This is a genomic window from Glutamicibacter sp. FR1 (assembly GCF_047300825.1).
Classification (GTDB): Bacteria; Actinomycetota; Actinomycetes; order Actinomycetales; family Micrococcaceae; genus Glutamicibacter; species Glutamicibacter nicotianae.
In genome coordinates this window covers 3,213,440-3,232,680 of sequence record NZ_CP178602.1, presented here as the reverse complement: position 1 = coordinate 3,232,680, position 19,241 = coordinate 3,213,440, and the positions used below count along the sequence as shown (strand labels likewise).

20 protein-coding genes and 2 pseudogenes are annotated in these 19,241 nt (G+C 62.6%); 11 read left to right on the top strand and 11 right to left on the bottom strand.

Annotated elements, in window-relative coordinates; genetic code table 11:
• Window positions 1–26: 26 nt before the first annotated feature.
• The 3 genes from ACLQ8T_RS15520 to ACLQ8T_RS15510 all read right to left on the bottom strand — a co-directional run bounded on the left by ACLQ8T_RS15520 (window position 27) and on the right by ACLQ8T_RS15510 (window position 2,128).
• Entirely contained in the window at window positions 27–1,013 is a 987-nt protein-coding gene (locus ACLQ8T_RS15520; protein ID WP_413455201.1) for a siderophore ABC transporter substrate-binding protein, read from the bottom strand.
• A gap of 334 nt (window positions 1,014–1,347) precedes the next feature.
• On the bottom strand, window positions 1,348–1,881 hold the full coding sequence (locus ACLQ8T_RS15515) for a DUF488 family protein (RefSeq protein ID WP_275587935.1): 534 nt from the start codon (window positions 1,879–1,881) through the stop codon (window positions 1,348–1,350).
• 34 nt (window positions 1,882–1,915) lie between these two features.
• Window positions 1,916–2,128 (bottom strand): hypothetical protein, encoded by a 213-nt coding sequence (locus ACLQ8T_RS15510; protein ID WP_038992925.1) that lies wholly within the window; start codon window positions 2,126–2,128, stop codon window positions 1,916–1,918.
• Between the two features lie 174 nt (window positions 2,129–2,302).
• On the opposite strand from ACLQ8T_RS15510, the gene ACLQ8T_RS15505 reads away from it, so the two are divergent.
• The 3 genes and pseudogenes from ACLQ8T_RS15505 (at window position 2,303) to ACLQ8T_RS15495 (ending at window position 3,726) form a co-directional block, all read left to right on the top strand.
• A complete protein-coding gene (locus ACLQ8T_RS15505) occupies window positions 2,303–2,989 on the top strand; it encodes an SDR family oxidoreductase (protein WP_413455200.1) in 687 nt (228 codons plus the stop codon).
• A gap of 253 nt (window positions 2,990–3,242) precedes the next feature.
• Window positions 3,243–3,503 (top strand): annotated as a pseudogene (locus tag ACLQ8T_RS15500) (metal-dependent phosphohydrolase); the annotation flags it as partial.
• Window positions 3,504–3,579: 76 nt separating this feature from the next.
• Window positions 3,580–3,726, top strand: coding sequence for a hypothetical protein (locus ACLQ8T_RS15495; RefSeq protein ID WP_413456431.1), 147 nt, complete (start codon window positions 3,580–3,582; stop codon window positions 3,724–3,726).
• Window positions 3,727–3,885: 159 nt separating this feature from the next.
• Here ACLQ8T_RS15495 and ACLQ8T_RS15490 read toward each other — a convergent pair.
• The 3 genes and pseudogenes from ACLQ8T_RS15490 to ACLQ8T_RS15480 all read right to left on the bottom strand — a co-directional run bounded on the left by ACLQ8T_RS15490 (window position 3,886) and on the right by ACLQ8T_RS15480 (window position 6,412).
• A pseudogene (locus tag ACLQ8T_RS15490) lies at window positions 3,886–4,603 on the bottom strand (aspartate/glutamate racemase family protein).
• A gap of 8 nt (window positions 4,604–4,611) precedes the next feature.
• Window positions 4,612–6,135 (bottom strand): NCS1 family nucleobase:cation symporter-1, encoded by a 1,524-nt coding sequence (locus tag ACLQ8T_RS15485; protein ID WP_413455199.1) that lies wholly within the window; start codon window positions 6,133–6,135, stop codon window positions 4,612–4,614.
• Between the two features lie 151 nt (window positions 6,136–6,286).
• Entirely contained in the window at window positions 6,287–6,412 is a 126-nt protein-coding gene (locus ACLQ8T_RS15480) for a hypothetical protein (protein WP_413455198.1), read from the bottom strand.
• A 363-nt stretch (window positions 6,413–6,775) separates the two neighbouring features.
• Between ACLQ8T_RS15480 and ACLQ8T_RS15475 the strand changes: the two genes are divergently transcribed.
• From ACLQ8T_RS15475 to ACLQ8T_RS15445, 7 genes are all read left to right on the top strand, one after another.
• Window positions 6,776–7,579 (top strand): hydroxypyruvate isomerase family protein, encoded by an 804-nt coding sequence (locus ACLQ8T_RS15475; RefSeq protein ID WP_413455197.1) that lies wholly within the window; start codon window positions 6,776–6,778, stop codon window positions 7,577–7,579.
• Between the two features lie 36 nt (window positions 7,580–7,615).
• Window positions 7,616–8,515, top strand: coding sequence for a 2-hydroxy-3-oxopropionate reductase (locus ACLQ8T_RS15470; RefSeq protein WP_413455196.1), 900 nt, complete (start codon window positions 7,616–7,618; stop codon window positions 8,513–8,515).
• 305 nt (window positions 8,516–8,820) lie between these two features.
• Complete coding sequence (gene gcl / locus ACLQ8T_RS15465; RefSeq protein ID WP_413455195.1) at window positions 8,821–10,614, top strand: glyoxylate carboligase; 1,794 nt, start codon at window positions 8,821–8,823, stop codon at window positions 10,612–10,614.
• A gap of 151 nt (window positions 10,615–10,765) precedes the next feature.
• The gene (gene allB, locus ACLQ8T_RS15460; RefSeq protein WP_413455194.1) at window positions 10,766–12,148 is read left to right on the top strand and encodes an allantoinase AllB; all 1,383 of its coding nucleotides are present in this window, start codon (window positions 10,766–10,768) and stop codon (window positions 12,146–12,148) included.
• Between the two features lie 252 nt (window positions 12,149–12,400).
• Window positions 12,401–12,715, top strand: a complete 315-nt coding sequence (locus tag ACLQ8T_RS15455) for a hypothetical protein (RefSeq protein WP_413455193.1) — start codon at window positions 12,401–12,403, stop codon at window positions 12,713–12,715.
• A gap of 237 nt (window positions 12,716–12,952) precedes the next feature.
• Window positions 12,953–13,483 carry an ASCH domain-containing protein gene (locus tag ACLQ8T_RS15450; RefSeq protein WP_413455192.1) on the top strand — a complete coding sequence of 177 codons (531 nt, stop codon included), beginning with the start codon at window positions 12,953–12,955 and terminating at the stop codon, window positions 13,481–13,483.
• A gap of 103 nt (window positions 13,484–13,586) precedes the next feature.
• Window positions 13,587–13,883, top strand: coding sequence for an antibiotic biosynthesis monooxygenase family protein (locus ACLQ8T_RS15445; RefSeq protein ID WP_204719472.1), 297 nt, complete (start codon window positions 13,587–13,589; stop codon window positions 13,881–13,883).
• Window positions 13,884–13,955: 72 nt separating this feature from the next.
• Here the strand turns inward: ACLQ8T_RS15445 and ACLQ8T_RS15440 are convergent, their stop codons facing one another.
• The 4 genes from ACLQ8T_RS15440 to ACLQ8T_RS15425 form a co-directional block, all read right to left on the bottom strand.
• Window positions 13,956–15,353: an MFS transporter gene (locus ACLQ8T_RS15440; protein WP_413455191.1), complete on the bottom strand. Its 1,398-nt coding sequence runs from the start codon at window positions 15,351–15,353 to the stop codon at window positions 13,956–13,958.
• A complete protein-coding gene (locus ACLQ8T_RS15435) occupies window positions 15,350–15,784 on the bottom strand; it encodes a MarR family winged helix-turn-helix transcriptional regulator (RefSeq protein ID WP_413455190.1) in 435 nt (144 codons plus the stop codon). The genes ACLQ8T_RS15440 and ACLQ8T_RS15435 overlap by 4 nt, the downstream gene beginning before the upstream one ends.
• Window positions 15,785–15,943: 159 nt before the next feature.
• Entirely contained in the window at window positions 15,944–16,321 is a 378-nt protein-coding gene (locus ACLQ8T_RS15430) for a universal stress protein (RefSeq protein WP_413455189.1), read from the bottom strand.
• Window positions 16,322–16,346: 25 nt separating this feature from the next.
• A complete protein-coding gene (locus ACLQ8T_RS15425; protein WP_413455188.1) occupies window positions 16,347–17,276 on the bottom strand; it encodes a hypothetical protein in 930 nt (309 codons plus the stop codon).
• Between the two features lie 23 nt (window positions 17,277–17,299).
• Between ACLQ8T_RS15425 and ACLQ8T_RS15420 the strand changes: the two genes are divergently transcribed.
• Window positions 17,300–18,340, top strand: coding sequence for a BCCT family transporter (locus ACLQ8T_RS15420; protein ID WP_413455187.1), 1,041 nt, complete (start codon window positions 17,300–17,302; stop codon window positions 18,338–18,340).
• A 27-nt stretch (window positions 18,341–18,367) separates the two neighbouring features.
• Here the strand turns inward: ACLQ8T_RS15420 and ACLQ8T_RS15415 are convergent, their stop codons facing one another.
• Window positions 18,368–19,036, bottom strand: a complete 669-nt coding sequence (locus ACLQ8T_RS15415; RefSeq protein ID WP_149597485.1) for a GntR family transcriptional regulator — start codon at window positions 19,034–19,036, stop codon at window positions 18,368–18,370.
• Between the last annotated feature and the right edge of the window lie 205 nt (window positions 19,037–19,241).

Here is a 19,241-nt window from a genome sequence, read left to right as displayed (position 1 = left end):
CTAAAGGCCTGGGGAGGTCAAGACGCTTACTTTGCTGCTTCCAGAGCGTCAGCGAAAGTGTTCAGGAACTCGGTGTAGGTCTGGATGCTCTCGTTGGTGTAGGTGTCAGCCGGCATCACGACAACCTGGGCTTCCTTGGCGGCGGTGACGTTCTGCAACGCTTCGGAGTTCTCCAGTAGTTCCTTGGCAGGCTGGTAGTCGGCACCGTCAGCGCCAACAGCTGCGTCGCGGTCCATGACGATGATCCAGTCAGGGTTCGACTTGGCGATGGCCTCGACCGAAACGTCGTCGCCCTCATGGTCGGCGGAGGACTCTTCGAGCTTCAGTGCCGGGGTCAGGCCCAGGAAGTCGAACATCGGGCCGACGGTGCGGCCGGTGGTCGGAGCCGAGTAGCCCAGCTCGCCGCCCGAGGCAATCAGGCCCATGACGGTCTCGTCCTTGTCATAGGCGTCGGTTACGCGTTTTTCAGCAGCCTGGAATTCCTCGACGAGCTTCTTGGCCTCGGCCTGCTTGCCGAAGACTTCGCCCAGGGTGGTGACCTGGCGTTCCAGCTCGGTGTTGAATGGCTCGCCTTCGCGTGGGTCAAGGGAAACGATGGTGGCTTCCGGAGCCAGTTCCTTGAACTTCGGTGCGTGCTGGGTGTAGCGCTGTCCGTTGATGATCAGGTCAGGTTCTACGGTGACGACTGATTCCAGGTTTGGTTCCTTGTGGCTTCCCAGATCCAGGATGTTCTCGTCCTTGGTGTAGGAGATGGTGTCCGGCATCAGGGACACGGCGCCTGCGGTGAGCTCGATGCCCCAGGAATCAAGGGTTTCGAAGGTGCGGTTGTCGGTTGCAACGACGGACTTGGCGGGAACCGGGATGGTCTTCTCGCCTTCGTTGTCGGTGATGGTGACAGTCTTGGCGTCGCCGGCCTTGGCCGCGGCAGCGGTATCGGTTGCGGATCCGCAAGCGGTCAGGGACAGTGCGGCGATGCTCAGCAGTGCGGCAGCGCGAAGCTTCATGGAGGACATGTATTCCTTCTTCGAACAGCAACCGACTTTGGTTGCGCTATTGAGTGATCTGTTACTTAGCTTAGCCTTATCTGAGCTAATTAAGCTAAGTCGCCCTTATGTTAGCCCGGTCACTTTAAAGCGCTGTTTGGCAAGGCTGATCGACGCGAAACTTGGCGCTCGCTGAGCCTAACCCCAGTTGACTGGGAGATTTCCGAGAAAAATAAAAACCATCAGCCTTGTTTAATTAGTCCATATTTCTTGGGTGGCCGCGTCAGGGAACGTTATGAATTGCACCGGTAACGATTCCATGACGTAATAAAGGGCATTAATGCCTAATCTTTCCCGCGGCGTATCAGGCGGCCGGGTAGGTAATCCTCAGCTGCGGGCAAATCACGGCTCCAGGGCTCAGCTCAGCTGCCTTGGCCTCGGGTCCATCAACGATATGGAGAACTTCGGCGCCGCGGGCCAAGAGATAATCGGCAATGATGCGGCGGTGGCAACGCCACCACACCGCTTCGGCGCACATGATCGCAATCTTCTGGCCGACGGCCCGCTCCTGGAGTTGCTGGATTGCGTGGAGGAATTCATCGCCGAGTGCGTGGTCGGCGTAATTATGAAAGCTGCGGTTCCTCCACCACGCGTTGACCTCGAAATCGACGCTCTGGCTCACCGGGCGCCTGCCGGCCAGAGCCTCCTCGCGATGCAGGCCGATTCCTGCCGCTTTCAACGAGGCTTGCAAGGCATCGGAGTTGAACTGCGGGAACTTGCGGGATCCGGCCAGCTTACGAACGTCCACCACCTGCATGATTCCGTGCTGCATCAGCAGAGCGAGGAAATCCTCAATGGATCTTGTTGAGTGTCCAATGGTGAAAATCCTGGCGGGCAAAGTGCTGGCTCCTTGGAAGAGAATAGGAAACGGGCTAGTGCTGTTCGTGCTTGGCGGAGCTGAGCACCAGTTGTAGCAGCTCCTGGACCTCGGCAGCGCGGGACTGCCAGTATCCGGTATCAAGCCCGAAGCCGAGGGACGCTTCATCGGCACGTTTCTTGAAGTAGTCCCGATGGTCTTCAAGGGCATTGGCCAAATCTGCGAACTGGTCGTTGCTGAGTTCCAAATTCAGGGTTTTATGCTTCATGAGCTTCATCCTCGGTTGAGTGCGAATGCAATAAAGCAGAGAATACGCCGATTGCCAGCAAGAATGCTGTCAATTGAGCTGCCACTCAGGAAGAAGTCGGCGACACGGAAAGGGAATAGGCTCAGGGCAGGCCTCGTTGTGCCAAATACGAGCATCAACCAGAAGGAGCAATTCATGGCTGAAGGAAATCGAGTAGTACTCATTGGCGGACACGGCAAAGTCGCCCTGCTGGCGGCTCCCAAGCTGGCTGACCGCGGCTACGCTGTCGATTCGCTGATCCGCAACCCCGAGCACGCCGCCGATATCAAGGCAACAGGTGCCAAGCCGGTGATCCTCGATATCGAGAGCGCCGAGGTGGACCAGCTGGCGGAAGCCTTCACCGGTGCCAGTGCCATCGTGTTCTCGGCGGGAGCCGGCGGCGGCAACGAGCAGCGCACCCGCGCCGTGGATTACGAGGCGGCAGTGCGATCAATGAAGGCTGCAAAGCAGGCCGGGGTGGACCGTTTCGTGATGGTCTCCTACAGCCGTGCGCTGGTCGACGTGGACAACTTGGACCCGTCCAACTCCTTCTACGCTTATGCCAAGGCCAAGCATGACGCGGATGCCTTCCTGCGCAGCACCGACCTGGACTACACGATCCTGGGCCCGGGCGCGCTGACTTTGGAGCCTGCAAGCAAGCATGTGGTGCTGGCCGACGAGGCGGGGAACCTCAAGGATTCGGACGCTGACGGCGAGGGGATGCAGACTTCCCGCGAAAATGTCGCGGAAGTGATCACCCATGTGCTGGCCAACAATGCGGCACGCCGGGCCACGGTGAACTTCTACGACGGCAAGATGCCGATCGTCGAAGCGATCGTCTAGGTCGTGCGCGGGACAGGAGTCCGCGGCTTCCACTGAGTGGATGCCCGGGCTTCTGCCTGCGGGCCCTCGGTGGGATCATGTGCCCATGACCAAACTAGAACCTGCAGCGAACCACTAGGGACGCGATGTCTCGGCCAGGATTGGAAGCGCCGCTCCGAATCTGTTCGAGCAGTACCCGTTGCTGGCGGCGCTGTGGGAGGACGCCAAGAACCTTCTAGCGGTCCGGAGCAATGACGCCCACACGCTGTATTCGGTGTCCATTGCCCATCAGCTGCTGGAGCACCACCCGCATGCGGAGGCAAAAATCGTGTTGCCGGCCATGCTGCTGCACGACATCGGCTGGTCTGCCGTCGATCCGGACCTTGTGCTCAGTGCGATCGCGCCGGGTGCGGGCAACCCGGAACTCGTGCTGCAGCACGAAAAGGAAGGCGCCAAGCTGGCTGCGCGGCTGCTGGAAAAACATGATGTAGCGCAGGAAGATATCGAACGCATTGTCAATATCATCGATGGCCATGACTCCCGCGCCGAATCCACCGGCCTCGAGGATTCCCTGGTCAAGGACGCGGACAAGCTCTGGCAGCTGACCGGCCATGGGCTGGTACCATCATGGACTGGGAAAGGTCTACGCGGCGATGGGGCACCAGGACATCTTCCCCGAGCGCGGGATCGACCGGGCCGGTGCCTTGGTGGTCGTCCGCCCGGACATGTATGTCGCCCAGGTGCCTGAATTCTCCTAGTCCAATCCGGTCCTCGATGGAGAGCGTGCAAGAAGGAAACCCCGACGCCGAAGCGCCGGGGTTTCCTTTTGTCATCACTCGCACCTTCATGAGGTACTTACCACTCTAGAACGGCTGACTGTGAACTCTCTGGGCTGAGCCTGCCATTTAACTTGGCATTCAGCGGTTCGCCAGGCCGGCGACCACCGGGGCCATCGGAAAGCCGGTCACGGTCTTGGGCCGCGGAGGGGCGTAGGTGCGTACCTTGGAGGTGCTCAGCCCCATGCGGACCAGCGATTCGGCGGTGGTGACCGCCGCGCGCACGCCATCGACAATCGGCACGCCGGTGGCCAGGCGCACCTGCTCCTCCAGCTCAGCCATGCCGCCGCAGCCCAGACAGATCACCTCGGCCTTGCCCTGCTCCACCGCCTGGCGGGACTGCTCGACAATCGCCGCCACCGCACGCTGCGGATCGGATTCCAATTCCAGCACGCCCAGCCCGCTGGCACGCACCGAGGCCAGCCGGTCGGTCAGGCCTGCCAGCTTCAGCCGGTCCTCGATCAGCGGCACCGTGCGGTCCAGCGTGGTGACCACCGAATACTTGTGGCCGAGGAATTGGGCGGTGGAGGCAGCGGCTTCGGTGATGTCCACAACCGGGACATCCAGCAGCTCCTGCAGGCCCTCGCGGCCATGCCCCCTCGTAGCCCGCCTGGATGACCTTGTCCACTACGGCGATGGCGGCCAGGTAGCTTTCGAAATTGCCTTCGCAGGAATCGGCCCCGAAGTCCGGGGTGAGCTCGATAATTTCGGTGCCGGGCGAGGCGACCCACCGGGCTGAATCCCCGATGGCGCGGGTCATGGATTGCGTGGTATCGACGTTCAGTATCAGAATGCGCATGAGTAGTCCTAGTGGGTTGGGGCCACTGCGATCGGCTCGCCATCGATGCCTGCCAAATCGTGCTGGCGCTTGGCCATGGCCAGATAGGCCAGGGGACCGGCGCCCGAACCCAGGAACCAGGCGAACGGGCCAACAACGTGCAGGGCGGGAACTAAGGCCAGCACCAGTGCGATGACCGAGCTGATCACCAGCGCTCCGACGGCCCGGTAGTTCACGCCGCGGGGGAAGTAGTCGGCGCCATCGGCATCCGAGCGGTACAGGTCCATGACGTTGATCCGGGCTTTGCGGATCAGCCAGTAGTCGGCCATGATGATACCGAACAGCAGGCCGAGCAGCGCGCCCAGGCCGCCGAGGAAGTAGTTGATGATTTCGGGGGAGTTGTACAGGTTCCAAGGCAGGATGACCAGTCCGATGACCCCGGAGATCAGAGCGGCGGCACGGAAGTTCAGCTTCTTCGGGAACAGGTTGGTCAATGCGTAGGTCGGAGCCACGAAGTTGGCCATCAGGTTCACCGCGATAGTCAGCACCAGCAGGGCGGCGGAGGCCAGCAACAGCAGCATGGTGTTCGGGATGGCTTCGACAATATCCGACGGCGAGGTGATGACCTGGCCGTTAATGGAGAACTGCGTGCCGGTGAGAACCACCACGATGGCACCGAAGAACAGCATGTTCAGCGGAATGCCGAAGAAGTTGCCTTTGACGATGGCCTTCTTGGAGGATGCGCCGCGGGTGAAGTCGCAGAAGTTCAACACGAAGGTGCCGTAGATCGATACCCAGAGTGCGGCCGCACCGAACATCGAGGTACACATCCCGATGCCGGACTTCGGCTCGCCGGTGCTCATCGACACGTTGACACCGGATTCGAACAGCATCCAGATGGCCAGGCCCAGGAAGGTGGCCAAGATGACCGGGCCGGCGAAGGCCTCGTACTTGCGGATCATTTCCATGCCGTAGCTGACGATCACCAGCTGCACGGCCCAGAGGACCACGAAGCAGATCCAACCAAGCGCATTGAGCCCGAGGAAGCTGGTTTGCTCTAAGGCCGTGCAGCCCGGTGCCATCGCGATCACCATGACCGAGAGGACCTGGGCGGCGAGGTAGGTCTGGATGCCGAACCAGGCGATGGCCACGGCCCCGCGCAGCAGCGCCGGGACCTGGGCGCCGGTGATGCCGAAGGCGATGCGGCTCATCACCGAGAAGGGGACGCCGGTTTTCTCGCCCATGAACCCGGAGAAGTGCAGCAGCACGAAGAGCAGGACCGCTCCTATGCCCAGCGCGCCGAGGATCTGCCATCCGCTCATGCCCAATGCGAAGAGCCCGATGGCGAAGGTGTAGTTGCCCAGCGAGTGCACGTCGTTGGCCCACAGGGTGAAGATGCTGTAGGAGTTCCAGGTGCGTCCCTTGCGGGTGGCCGGTGCCAAATCCTGGTTGTACAGCGAAGCGCTCAGCTCGAAGGGATTGGCCCGGTCGATGGCGGGCGGGTTTTCCTGCGGTGCGTCCACGGGCACCATTTCAGGAGTCTTTTGCGACATGATGGACATCCTTGTCGAAGACTCATGTATCCGGGCAGGGCACAATAGGGCGTACTGCTGCAGGAAAAATGACAGATCTGGGGAAGCGGAGCGTTGGGTGCAACGGCCCGTGCCTGCCGTGCGGGGACGCAGGGCAGCGAGGCGGGCCCGCTTAAGGGTAGATCGGCTGTCCGAAATTAACGTAGAACTCGGCCCGCGAGCCGAGAAGCGGCATGGCCGGGCGCGGTGCGGCGGTAAGCCGCAGCGCGGTGTGCGCGAAGCACGATGGATAAAGCATGGCTGCTCCTGAGCTAGGAAGTCACTCCGAGATATGTGCCAGGTGAGTACCCACCACTGCATGCACTGGATCATATTACCGCAATAGAAAATGAAAATTTCGCAAAGCGGTATTTCTCCCGCATTCTGGAGCTTTCTATTCCATTCCGGGAAGCTGCAGGTGAACAGATCTTTGCCGCCTGCTTGGCCCTGTCGTCCACGCTAACCCCATGAAGACAGTTATTTAGGCAGTCTTCGGGCGGGTCGGCAAATTGCCGGGAAACCTTCTTGACAGTGATCGGCGTCTCGTCCTAGAGTTTTCATAAAGCAAAAGCTAACTTCCATAAAGCGGAATCTTTGGAAGGTGTTCTTGAAGGGAAATCCAGTGTCCTACACTCTGAACTGCTCGATCCTCCTCAGCGAGTTGCCACTGCTGCAGCGCGCGGATGCCGCCAAGCAGGCAGGTTTCGACAGCGTCGAATTCTGGTGGCCATTCAACGAAGCGGCGCCTTCCGATAAGCAGGTCGACGAATTCGTCGCTTCGCTGGCCAACGCCGGCGTCCAGCTGGACGGCCTGAACTTCTTCGCCGGCGACATGCCGGCAGGCGACCGCGGCCTGGTTTCTTGGCTGGGACGCGAAGCCGAATTCAAGGACAACATTGATGCCGTAGTGGCCATCGCCGAAGCCACCGGCTGCAAGGCCTTCAACGCCCTGTACGGCAACCGCATCGAGGGTGCCGACCCGGCGGCCCAGGATGCGCTGGCCTTGGAAAACCTGGTGGCCGCGGCCCAGGGCGTGGCCAAGGTGGGTGGCACCGTGCTGATCGAGCCGGTCTCCGGCACCGAGGCCTACCCGCTGAAGACCGCGGCCCAGGCGCTCGCTGTCGTCGACGCCGTCAAGGCGCAGGGCGAAAGCAGTATCGCGCTGCTGGCCGACTTCTACCACCTGTCGGTCAACGGCGATGATGTACCAGCCGTCATCGAAGCGCATGCCAAGGACTTCGGCCACATCCAGATCGCCGATGCGCCCGGCCGCGGGGCTCCGGGCACCGGAAGCCTGCCGCTGCTGGACTGGATCGCCCGCTCCCGCGAGCTGGGCTACGCCGGCAATATCGCCCTGGAATACAAGCAGGACGCCGCTACCGCCTTCGACTGGCTGCAGGCCGCCAGCAGCAGCACAACCGCCTAGAGAACACCTTTCGCACAAGACTTTTTGGAGAATCGCATGTCGCAGAACATCGCCTTCATCGGACTGGGCATCATGGGCCTGCCGATGGCAAAGAACTTGGTCAACGCGGGCTACAACGTCACCGGATACAACCGCAGCGACAGGGCCGGCAATGAGCTGGCGGCCGCCGGCGGAACCAAGGCAGCATCGATCGCGCAGGCCGTGGCCGATGCCGATGTCATCATCACCATGGTCCCTGACTCCCCGGATGTCCAAGGCGTCACCCTCGGCGCCGAAGGCGTCTTCGCCAACGCCAAGCCCGGCGCCTTGTGGATCGACAACTCCTCGATCCGCCCGGATGTCGCAGCGCAGCTCTCGGACGCGGCCCGCGAAGCAGGCCTGCGCCCGCTGGATGCCCCGGTCTCCGGCGGCGAAGCAGGAGCCATCGAGGGCGTGCTGTCCATCATGGTCGGCGGCGAGCAGGCGGACTTCGACGCCGCCAAGCCGGTCCTGGAAGCAGTGGGCAGGACCATCGTGCTGGTGGGCCCCTCGGGCTCGGGCCAGACCGTGAAGGCCGCCAACCAGCTGATCGTCGCCGCCAACATCCAGGCGCTTTCCGAAGCGGTGCTCTTCCTCGAAGCCTACGGCGTGGACACCGACGCAGCCGTCAAGGTTCTCGGCGGCGGCCTGGCCGGCTCGAAGGTGCTTGACCAGAAGGCCCAGAAGATCCTGGACCGCGAATTCACCCCGGGCTTCCGCCTGGCCCTGCACAACAAGGACATGGGCATCGTGACCTCCGCAGCCCGCGAAGCCGGCGTCGTGCTGCCGCTGGGTGCACTGGTGGCCCAGCTGGTCACCTCCACCGTCGCAAGCGGCGACGGCGCACTGGACCACTCCGGGCTCTTCCGCGGAGTGCAGCGCCTGGCCGGCAAGGTCGAGGCACCGGTTCCTGCCTAGGGGGAGATTCCCCAGGGCAAATGACTTCCTGCGGCGGGGAGGCCAAGGTATCTCCGCTTCCTCGGATGCCGGCCGCGCCATCGCGGGCCCGGCCGATGCAGGCCGCTTGATGACACGGCAAGCGGCCGGCGCAGGCCCGGCCTGCTGCGCAATGAGCTTTGTTCCAGTTCATTGCCGGCATCCGATGCTCAAGGAAACGGCGTTGTGGTGACTCATGCACCTTTCCGCCCCGCCGCAGGTTTCCTTATCTTTCTCCCAAGCAACCCACCTGCACCCTTGCCGGTGCTCCGAAGGACGTGACTGAAATGCCAAAGATGCGCGCAGTAGATGCCATCGTGCAGATCCTGCAGAAGGAGGGCACCACCGAGGCCTTCGGCCTGCCCGGCGCCGCCATCAACCCGCTGTACTCGGCCATGAAGGCCCACGGCGGAATCCGCCACACCCTGCACCGCCACGTCGAGGGCGCCAGCCACGCTGCCGACGGCTACTCCCGGGCCACCGGCAAGATCGGGCTGTGCCTGGGCACCTCGGGCCCGGCCGGTACCGACATGATCACCGGCCTGTACGCCGCGATCGCCGACAGCATCCCGATGCTGTGCATCACCGGGCAGGCGCCCACCAGCGTGCTGCACAAGGAAGACTTCCAGGCCGTGGACATCGAGTCCATCGCCAAGCCGGTCACCAAGTACGCCTCCACCATCCTGGAGCCGGGCCTGGTTCCGGGCACCTTCGCCAAGGCCTTCCAGATCATGCGCTCAGGTCGTCCGGGCCCGGCGCTGATCGACCTGCCGATCAACGTGCAGATGGCCGAGATCGACTTCGACATCGACGCCTACGAGCCCTTGGCTCCCTCCAAGCCGCAGGCCACCCGCGGCCAGGCCGAGAAGATCGTGGACCTGCTGGCCGGCGGGAAGAAGCCGATCATCATCGCCGGCGGCGGCGTGATCAACGCCAATGCTTCAGCGAAGCTGGTCGAGCTGGCCGAGGAATTGAACATCCCGGTCTCCCCGACGCTGATGGGCTGGGGCGCCATCCCGGATGACCACCGCCTGCAATCGGGCATGGTGGGCATCCAGACCCACACCAAGTACGGCAATGCCACGTTCCTGGAATCCGACGTGGTGCTGGGCCTGGGCAACCGCTGGGCCAACCGCCACACCGGCGATCTGGGCACCTACCGGGCAGGACGCAAGTTCATCCATGTGGACATCGAGCCCACGCAGATCGGCCGCGTCTTCTCCCCGGATCTGGGAATCACCTCGGATGCCGGCGCCGCCATAGATGCCATCCTGGACGTGGTGCGCGAGCGCAAGGCCGCCGGCACCCTGCCGGACTACTCGGCCTGGGCCGATGAGGCCACCGCTCGCAAGTCCACCGGCCACCGCAAGACCAACTTCGAGAACATCCCGATCAAGCCGCAGCGCGTGTACCAGGAGATGAACGCCGCCTTCGGCCAGGACACCACCTATGTGTCCACCATCGGCTTGAGCCAGATCGCCGGCGCGCAGATGCTGCACGTCTACGGCCCGCGCAAGTGGATCAACGCCGGCCAGGCCGGCCCGCTGGGCTGGACCGGACCGGCCGCCCTGGGCGTGGTGCGCGGCAAGCCGGGCGAGAAGGTCGTGGCCCTCTCCGGCGACTACGACTTCCAGTTCATGATCGAGGAATTGGCAGTCGGCGCGCAGTTCAGGCTGCCGTACGTGCACGTGGTGGTCAACAACTCCTACCTGGGCCTGATCCGCCAGTCGCAGCGCGTCTTCGAAATGGATTACCACGTGTCGCTGGGCTTCGACAACATCAACTCCCCGGAAACCAACGGCTACGGCGTGGACCATGTGAAGGTCGCCGAAGGCCTGGGCTGCAAGGCGGTGCGCATCGAGGATCCGAGCCAGCTGGCCGCCGGATTCACGCAGGCCAACGCCCTGGCCGAAGAGCACCAGGTGCCGGTCGTGGTGGAAGTGATCCTGGAAAAGGTCACCAACATCGCCATGGGCGCGCAGCTGGATGCCATCAATGAATTCGAAGACCTGGCCTTGGAGCCTGGCGATGCGCCAACCGCGTTGGTGCCGCTGGCAGCCTCGGCCACTGTGGGTGCCTGAAAGGGAAGTCGTCGCTGACCTGCACCCCGCAACGTTGGGCGCGGGGCACCGGTTCACCTTTTCGGGTGTGCCTCGCGCCACAGCAATCTAGACTTGGCATAGAGCTGCCGAGCACCAAGAAACCTGAGCTATCAACGAGTAGGAACGCCTCATGAGCATCAACGAAGCTGTCGGACGCGCATCGACCCAAGGCACCACCGGAACCACCTATGACCTGGTGTTGCGCGGGCAGCAAGTGCTGGCCGGACAGGACATCGCGCCGCGCGAGATCGGCGTGTGTGGTGGGAAGATTGCCGCCGTTGAGCCCTACGGCACCGCGCTGGCCGGTACCCGCGTGATCGAGGTGGCAGCCGACGAGGTGCTGCTTCCCGGACTCGTTGATACCCATGTGCACGTGAACGAGCCGGGCCGCACCGAATGGGAAGGTTTCGAATCGGCCACCAAGGCCGCGGCCGCCGGCGGCGTGACCACCATTGTGGATATGCCGCTGAATTCCATCCCGCCCACGGTGAACCTCGAAGCGCTGGAGATCAAGCGCGAGGCCGCTGGCAAGAACGCCTACGTCAATGTCGGCTTCTGGGGCGGTGCCATCCCGGGCAACAAGAAGGACCTGCGCGAGTTGCATGAAGCAGGGGTCTTCGGCTTCAAGTGCTTCCTCCTGCACTCGGGAGTGGACGAGTTCCCATCCCTGAGCGTCGACGAGATGGAAGAGGACATGGCCGAACTGGCCTCCTTCGACTCGCTGATGATCGTGCACGCCGAGGATGCCGAGATCATTGACAATTCACCGCAGCCGGTGGGCGGAAAATACGCCGGATTCCTGGATTCGCGCCCGCGCGATGCAGAGAACACCGCCATCGCCCAGGTGATCGAGCGCGCCCGCACCACCGGGGTGCGCGCCCACGTGCTGCACCTGTCCAGCTCGGATGCGCTGGAAATGATCCGCCAGGCGAAAGCCGAGGGCGTGAAGCTCACCGTGGAAACCTGCCCGCATTACCTGACCTTGCTGTCGGAGGACATCCCAGACGGGGCCACCGCCTTCAAATGCTGCCCGCCGATCCGCGAGAATGACAACCGCGAGCTGCTTTGGAGGGGCCTGGAGCAAGGCGTTATCGACTGCATCGTGTCGGACCATTCGCCTTCGACCATCGACCTGAAGGACGTGGAGAACGGCGACTTCGGTGTCGCCTGGGGCGGCGTGGCGTCGCTGCAGCTGGGCCTGCCGCTGATCTGGAGCGAAGCTAAGCAGCGTGGGCTGAAGCTGGAACAGGTTGTGCAGTGGATGGGCGTCAACCCGTCCAAGCTCGCCGGCCTGGGGGCCAAGGGCAGCATCGAGGAGGGCAAGGACGCCGACTTCGCGATCTTCGCTCCAGAGGACACCTTCGAGGTGGACGTGCAGAAGCTGCACCACAAGAACCCGATCTCCCCGTACCAGGGCAAGACCCTGCATGGGGTGGTGCGCCGCTCGATCATTGCCGGCAATGATGTGGACTTCCAGACCCCATCCGGCCAGCTGATCCGCCGCGAGCACTAGGCACTGGGAAATGGCTTCGGCATCCTGCAACTGGCAGGTTGCCGAAGCTTTTTTCGTGGGGAATTGCTTCTGATCAGGCACGGCGGAACACCGGAGTTTGGCGCGTATTCATCGCGTGGTTGCCAGGGGTCTGGGACATCCGTAACAAACGCATATCGATTGCCGTGTCCTGGCCCATTCCACTAACACAGCCCATAGACTAGCAGCCACGTGGGGATGAAGCAGACGCAACTCTAGATACAGGAATTGGGTATGGACACGATTACTGTTGCATCGGTGTTGACCCAGGAAGTCGAGGACCTTTCCTTGGGCGAGGTTGTCCAGGCTTCGGTAGTCCTAGGCTTCTCGGTCTTGGCAGTGTTGCTGGCCTTCGGCATCAAGACCTATGTCCATTGGCGTCGCCGCCTGAAGAACACCAAGCGTATCGGAGTTTCCCCGCCAGCTGGTTTCACTTGCCCCGGCAGCGAGGGTAATCAGCACCGGGCACCGCGACTGGACGTGCTCTCAGCCCTCGGGGATCTGCGTCGGCCGGAAACCTTGAAACGCAGTTTCGAGGATGGCAAATGACGCCAGCGCTCCGGCCTGCTGCAGCGCGGTGGCTAGCCAAGCGCGGTATTGGTACTCTCAAGGCCTAAGCAGGGCTGCAACGTCCGCGACCTGCGCGATAGTATCCCGGGGATTCAGTGATGCTTGAAGACCCCTTATGGGCGCCCTCTCGAGGCCAGGTCTGTGATTGCATACCGGATGTTTTGCAATAGCTAGTTTATGGTCAACCTGGGTATTTGCTGCGGCTATGATCTAGGCATGACAGAAAATTCCGTTCCTGACTTACCTCCTGTCAATGCAGAAGCTGCGCAGCGGATGTGGTCCGAGTATCTGGAGAGCAAAGGAATTCCGCTGGCCGATGCGCCGCATCATGTTGCCGAGTCGTTCGGGGACCATCCTGCGCTTGCCGATGAGCTGCTACACGAAATGCTGTACGGAACCAAGAGGGCGACGTCATCTCTTGCTAGCGACTACGCCTACTACAAAGAACGTGTCCCGCAGCCTGAAGACCGCTGCATCGTCTGCGACGGGGCCGGGCAGCCTCGAGCAATCTTGCGCGTGCTGTCCGTCGAACGCTCCTCATTCATCGATGTGGATGCCCAGTTTGCAGCAGCTGAGGGCGAAGGGGATCTCTCGTTGGAATATTGGCGTGCCGAACATGAGAAATTCTGGCGCCGTACGCAAAAATCAATTGGTGTGGATTGGAAACCTGAAGACACTCTCCAGCTAGGGGGAGAACTGATCCTGGAGCGCTTTGAAATTTGCTGGCCCATGGAGCATGCCGACTAGCCGTTCCAAGTTCGTCACGCCGGCCTGCGGCGAAGAAAGCGCAGGCGTAGGGTGGAAGCAAAGAGTTTCCCTGTCATCGAAACTCGGTCACGAAAGGTTGAACATGTCGATTGTCGTCATCAATGCCCTGTCGGTTCCTGGTGAAGCCGGACCGGAACTGGAGAAGCGTTTCGCCGCTCGCAAGCATTCGGTGGATTCTTCGCCGGGCTTTGAAGGGTTCAAGTTGCTGCGTCCGGTCAACGGTGGAGACAAGTACTTCGTGTACACCCAGTGGGCAACCCGCGAGGACTTCGAGAACTGGCGCGCGCAGCGCGCTGATGCGGCGCATGCCGGCAGCGAAGCCAAGAAGCCAGTGGCCACCGGAACCGAACTGCTGGAATTCGAGATCGTCGAACTCTAGGCACCCCCGAATCCAGAAAGCGTCTCGATGCTATCGCGGCATCGGGATGTTTTCTGCATCCAGGCTCGGCGGCTATCTCTTCCGCTTTTGCTGGCATCGTGCGGAATCTGTCAGCAGCGCCACGCCCAGAGCGATGCACAGTAGGGCGCCGAGCAAGAAAGTCATGTTGATGCCTTCGGGACTGGCCTCACCGTTAAGCCCTGGGTGGGTGGCGATGATTGCGGCGGAAATCGCTGTGCCGAAGGAGGAACCCACGGTGCGCAGCACCTGGTTGAAGCTCACGGAGCTGCCCAGTTCCTGTGCCGCCACGCTGCGCGCAATCAATGCCGGCATCGCCGCGTAGCTTGCGCCCATGCCGATGCCGAAGACCAGCATGCTCAGCAAGATCTCCCAGAGCGCCGCATGAAGCAGCCAGAGCATGGTTCCGGCAGCAGCCATGATGATCGCACCAATGGGAAGCATGACCTGGATGCCAACGTGCTTGGCCAATACCCGCACCGTGCGGTTGGCGGCCAGGCTTCCTACCGAGAGCGGGAAGATGACAAATCCCGCCCAGAAGACCGGGAGGCTCAGCCCATAACCCGTGGAGGCATCTGCTTGGGCAACCAGGGACGAGACGGACATGGCGATGTACAGTGCCGCACCCAGTGCGATGGCCGAGATATTGGCCAAGAGGACTTCGCCCTGCTTCAGCGTGCGCAGGTTGATCAAAGGGTGGTCCAGGCGGATTTCCACCCGTACCCAAAGGCCCAGCACGATGATCGAGAAGACGGCCAGTGCGAGGGTGATCCCAGATGCCCAACCCCACTTGGGGCCCTCGGATATTGTCAGAAGCAGGGAACCGAGGCCCACAGCCAGCAAGCAGGAGCCGGCGAAGTCGAAGGGGTGCTGCTCTGCGTGGTTATCTGGGCCGGAGGGGACGACTTTCCATACGACGAAGATGGTGGCCAGCACGAAGACAGCACCAAACCAGAAAGCGAAGGAGTAGTCGAAAATGCCGGCGATGATGCCGGTCAGCGGATAGCCGATGCCGATTCCGGAGGCAACGGTCACCGACAGGGTAGAGATGGTGTTCTGCGCCTGCTCAGCAGGCACATAGCGCCGTGCGATGGCGATGGTGACAGGGACAATTCCGTAGGACAGGCCTTGGAGCACGCGTCCGGCAAGAAACACCCCGAAGGTTGGGGCGGCCGCCGCCATGACCGACCCGGCGAACATGGTTGCCAGCGAAGCGAGCAGCAGCCGTTTCTTATGCGGACCATCGCTGAGGCGACCCATGATGGGTGTTGCCACGGCGCCAGCCAGGAGATTCGCTGTGAGCATCCACTGGGCGGTGGCAACGTCGACGTTGAAGCGCTGTGAAATCGAGGGGACCAGCAGCATGCCCAGCGAGGAGACGATGGCAGTGGCGAGCGCGGCAAATACCAGCGTCGGCACCAGCGGATTTCGGGCGGTTGCGGTGCGATTCATGGGCGGACCGCCGTGTTGATTTTTTTCAGTGCAGGCAAGGCGGCACGTATCAAGGAGAGCTCTTCATCGCTCAGGTTCTCGCTGATGGCTTGCGTCAATGCGGCCTGGCCAAGCTGGATTTCATGCTCCAGTTTTTGCCGGCCGGCATCGGTGAGCTGGAACCAGGGCTTGCGTCGGTCGGCTTCATCCCGGTGCCGCTCGATTAGTCCGAGGCCTTCCAACTCCTTGGTGGTCAGCAAGATGGCTTGCTGGCTGACCCCGATGTCCTGACGCATCCCGGCGGCACTTGCCCGGCCTTCGGTGGCGAGGGTGTGCAGGATGCCCAGTTTGCCCGGGGACATGGACCGGGCTGTGCGTATCAGGCTCAGCAGTGGTGAAAGCGCTTCATGCATCTGCTCGGAAAGGCCTGCCGACTCGTGCTCAATTTCCATAGCTACAGAATACAAATAACTCGTACAAGTATCTTGTGAAACTATTCGTGAGATAGGGCACCGCCTTTGGACGCTGGAACGCAAACGCAATCCCCGCCTGCATCTGTTGAAAATGCGGGCGGGGATTGCGTTGGCTGATTTTGTTCACGAGGAGAAGGACTAGTCTTTCGCCTTCACTGCAAGCACCGGGCAGTCGGCCTCGATCAGGATGCGCTGGGCGATGCTGCCCATGATCAGCTTGCCTACGCGCGAGCGCTTGCGCAGCCCGAGGACGATCAATGCGGCGGAATGCTCCTGCTCCGCCTGGAGGACGAAATCGGCAGCGTCGTGGACCGGGCCGTTTTGCGGCAGGATCTGCAGCGGAACCCCGAGATCCAGCAGGGCATCGAGGTCGATGCCCAGATGCTGCTCGGTGATCGGCTCCTTGTCCAGGTTCGCGATCAGCAACCGGTCCTGTGCCTTGTGGGCCTCGGCCAGCCCGCGCCGTACGGCCAAGCGGCCCGCGGGGGTGCCGCTGTAGCAAGCGATGATTGCCATGGTGTTCTCCTAGTGGATCTCGTGATCAGAGCCAGTTGGCCAGCAGGCCCTGGGGCAGGTCGATGGGAAGCAGGGATGGAAGAACCAGCATCAGAATGAACAGCACAGCCGTGTAGATGATGGTGGTCTTCAGCTTGGCGCGGGCCACGATGAGCAGGAAGGCCGGAACGAAGACCGAGATGGCTGCCAGGTATCCCACCAGCGAGGTGAGCACGAGGAACCCAGCCATCCAGCTGAAGGTTCGCAAGGCGAAAGATGCATCGCTGGTCCACTTGGGGCCCCAAGCCGAGTCGCGGCCAGTTCCAGCTGAGCTGGTTCCAGCCTGATATCCAGTGCCCGGATTGGTGTCCGGCTGCTGGATCGCAGCCGTCGCCTGGGCAGTGCCGGATGGTGCATGCCCTGCAGCTGCGGGGACGGTTTCGGCAGGCGCGGTGAAGTAGGCGGCGGCCGATACGTTAACCCGCCGATCCGCGGCCATTGCGGCCTTGCGGGTGCGCAGTTCGAGCACCAGCAGGATTCCGGACATGATGACTCCAACCCAGCCGACCAGCTGCGGGACAAGTTTCGCATCCGGGGAGTAGCTGGAGGAGAGCAGCAACGATCCGGCGAAGACCAGCAGCGGCACCGCGGCCGCGGCCAGAGACCACACCGAGTTCTTCAGCGGCGCTACGGCATCCGGAGCGCTGTCCGACTTCGGATCGTCGTCGACGCCGGCGGCGGTGCGGGCGTAGATCACCCCGCCGGTGCCGTTGACCAGCACCGGTTCCAGCTTGTCGAAGAAATAGCGCACCAAATCGCGGTCCAGCACCCACGGCACCACGGTGGTTGCGGTGCTCACCTGCAGTTCGGTCCCATCATCGGCGGCCGAGCTGGCGAAGCGGTTGCTGCCGGTAATGCCTTCGCCGCCGGCTTCGTTGATCGGGGCGAATCCTGGTTCCCCGGGAATGTCGTGCACCAGTTCCTGGCCGACGAAGCGAAGTGGGCCGTGATGTGGAGTTCCTCAAGGTGGGCGACGTCGTCTCGATGCCCTTCAACATCTCCTGCGGCCGCTGCCGCAACTGCAAGAGCGGCCAAACCGGCATCTGCTTGAATGTGAATCCCAACCGCCCGGGCTCGGCCTCCGGCGACGGGGACATGGCCGCCTGGCTGTCTTCCTGGACGATCTTCTACTGGGCATGGTGGGTTTCCTGGACCCCGTTCGTGGGCCTGTTCATCGCGCGGATCTCGCGCGGGCGCAGCATCCGCCAGTTCGTCACCGGCGTGCTGCTGGTTCCTTCCACCGTCACGCTGATCTGGTTCGCGATTTTCGGCGGTGGCGCCATCGGCCTGCGGGAGCGGGCCGAGCGCAACGGGGACATGGGCCAGGCGCTGGCGAGGATGGTGGATGGGGCACCGGACATCGACTTCGACTCGGTGCTCTTCGAGCTGCTCGGCGCGCTGCCGTTCCCCGAGTGGTTCTCCATTGCGCTGATGGGGCTGACCGTGGTGCTGATTGCCATCTTCTTCGTCACCGGGGCGGACTCGGCCTCGATCGTGATGGGCGCGCTCAGCGAGCGCGGCGCCGAGGATCCGTCGAAGAAGTCGGTGGTCTTCTGGGGTGTTTCGGTGGGCGCGGTGGTGGCGGTGATGCTGCTGGCCGGCGGGGATCATCCGGCGGAAGCCTTGAACGGGCTGACGAACATCACGATCGTCTCGGCGCTGCCCTTCGTGCTGGTGATGCTGCTGCTCTGCGTGGCGCTGTGGAAGGACCTGAGCCGCGATCCGCTGGTGCTGCGCGGCAAGGTGGCCATGGAGGTGCTGGAACAGGCAGTGGATGACGGCATCGACCGCCACGCGGGTGAGCAGTTCTGCCTGATGACCAGGGAGAACTCGATTGTCGCCGCCCCGGCGCTAGAGGCCGCAGCACAAGCGCCGGAAGCGCCGGCGGATGAGCTGGCGGACGATGGGCAAGAAGCCGAGGTGCGCGAAGCGCAGCAGCATCCCGATGCGGATCTGGAGCCCGAGGGTGCCGTACGCTAGCGTGCCGGCCGCGTCCCGGAGCGTCGGCTACGGGGCACGGCGCAGGGCCTGCTCGAAGTGGGCCACGTGCTCCGAGACCAGCCGCGAGGCCAGCTCCGCGTCGCCGTCGAGGATGGCGCGCAACAGGGCTGAATGCTCGGAAATGTGCTCGGCGATGGGCGGCATCTGGTCGATGACCAGGCACCAGATCCGGGTCACCAGGTTATCCAGGCGCACCAGGGTTTCCTCCAGGTGCTTGTTGGCCGCGGCCTTGTAGATGAGCCGGTGGATGTGCACATCGAGCAGCAGCAGCGAACGCTGGTCCAGCGTAGGGTCCAAGGCATCGATCTGCTGCAGGGAGCCGGCCAGCTCCTCGCGGATCAGTGGGTCCTTGTTGGCCGCCGCGTTGCGGGCGGCCAGCGGCTCGAGCACCTGGCGCATCTCGGAGATGTAGTTCAGCTCATGGAAATCCACTGCCGTGGCGAAGGTGCCGCGGCGCGGATAGGACACGACCAGGTGGTCGGTTTCCAAGCGCTTGAGGGCTTCGCGCATCGGGGTGCGCCCGACGCCGAGCTCTTCGGCGAGCTGCGGTTCGTGGATCGGATGGGTCGGCGCGATTTCCAGCAGCACCAGCCGGTCGCGCAGGGCGTTGTAGGCGCGATCGGCCATCGAGCCTTGCTCCGTGGCGGTGCTGGTCAATCCGGTGGGCCTTGGCATATTGCTCTCTTCATTGCTCAAAAATCATTTTGCCGACACACAAAGAGTATCGCCCCGGCTCCGAATTGGGCGCTTTTTCCGCGCGAATGCGCCTAATCCGCCGTTCGCTGCTGGTCGGCAACTGGGCTGAAAACCTGCTTGGAACCCTGCAGAAATCCAGCAGGAAAAGTCATTGACGCTGTGCTGGGGCACACCTAGTATTGCG

Excerpts from the sequence above, each read along its gene's own strand:
- ACLQ8T_RS15415 (WP_149597485.1), bottom strand. The coding sequence starts at position 19,036 with ATGCCAAGGCCCACCGGATTGACCAGCACCGCCACGGAGCAAGGCTCG.
- ACLQ8T_RS15505 (WP_413455200.1), top strand. The coding sequence starts at position 2,303 with ATGGCTGAAGGAAATCGAGTAGTACTCATTGGCGGACACGGCAAAGTC.
- ACLQ8T_RS15455 (WP_413455193.1), top strand. The coding sequence starts at position 12,401 with ATGGACACGATTACTGTTGCATCGGTGTTGACCCAGGAAGTCGAGGAC.
- ACLQ8T_RS15470 (WP_413455196.1), top strand. The coding sequence starts at position 7,616 with ATGTCGCAGAACATCGCCTTCATCGGACTGGGCATCATGGGCCTGCCG.
- ACLQ8T_RS15440 (WP_413455191.1), bottom strand. The coding sequence starts at position 15,353 with ATGAATCGCACCGCAACCGCCCGAAATCCGCTGGTGCCGACGCTGGTA.
- ACLQ8T_RS15520 (WP_413455201.1), bottom strand. The coding sequence starts at position 1,013 with ATGTCCTCCATGAAGCTTCGCGCTGCCGCACTGCTGAGCATCGCCGCA.
- ACLQ8T_RS15480 (WP_413455198.1), bottom strand. The coding sequence starts at position 6,412 with ATGCTTTATCCATCGTGCTTCGCGCACACCGCGCTGCGGCTTACCGCC.
- ACLQ8T_RS15510 (WP_038992925.1), bottom strand. The coding sequence starts at position 2,128 with ATGAAGCATAAAACCCTGAATTTGGAACTCAGCAACGACCAGTTCGCA.
- ACLQ8T_RS15435 (WP_413455190.1), bottom strand. The coding sequence starts at position 15,784 with ATGGAAATTGAGCACGAGTCGGCAGGCCTTTCCGAGCAGATGCATGAA.
- ACLQ8T_RS15430 (WP_413455189.1), bottom strand. The coding sequence starts at position 16,321 with ATGGCAATCATCGCTTGCTACAGCGGCACCCCCGCGGGCCGCTTGGCC.
- ACLQ8T_RS15485 (WP_413455199.1), bottom strand. The coding sequence starts at position 6,135 with ATGTCGCAAAAGACTCCTGAAATGGTGCCCGTGGACGCACCGCAGGAA.
- allB (WP_413455194.1), top strand. The coding sequence starts at position 10,766 with ATGAGCATCAACGAAGCTGTCGGACGCGCATCGACCCAAGGCACCACC.
- ACLQ8T_RS15445 (WP_204719472.1), top strand. The coding sequence starts at position 13,587 with ATGTCGATTGTCGTCATCAATGCCCTGTCGGTTCCTGGTGAAGCCGGA.
- ACLQ8T_RS15450 (WP_413455192.1), top strand. The coding sequence starts at position 12,953 with ATGACAGAAAATTCCGTTCCTGACTTACCTCCTGTCAATGCAGAAGCT.
- ACLQ8T_RS15495 (WP_413456431.1), top strand. The coding sequence starts at position 3,580 with ATGGGCTGGTACCATCATGGACTGGGAAAGGTCTACGCGGCGATGGGG.
- gcl (WP_413455195.1), top strand. The coding sequence starts at position 8,821 with ATGCCAAAGATGCGCGCAGTAGATGCCATCGTGCAGATCCTGCAGAAG.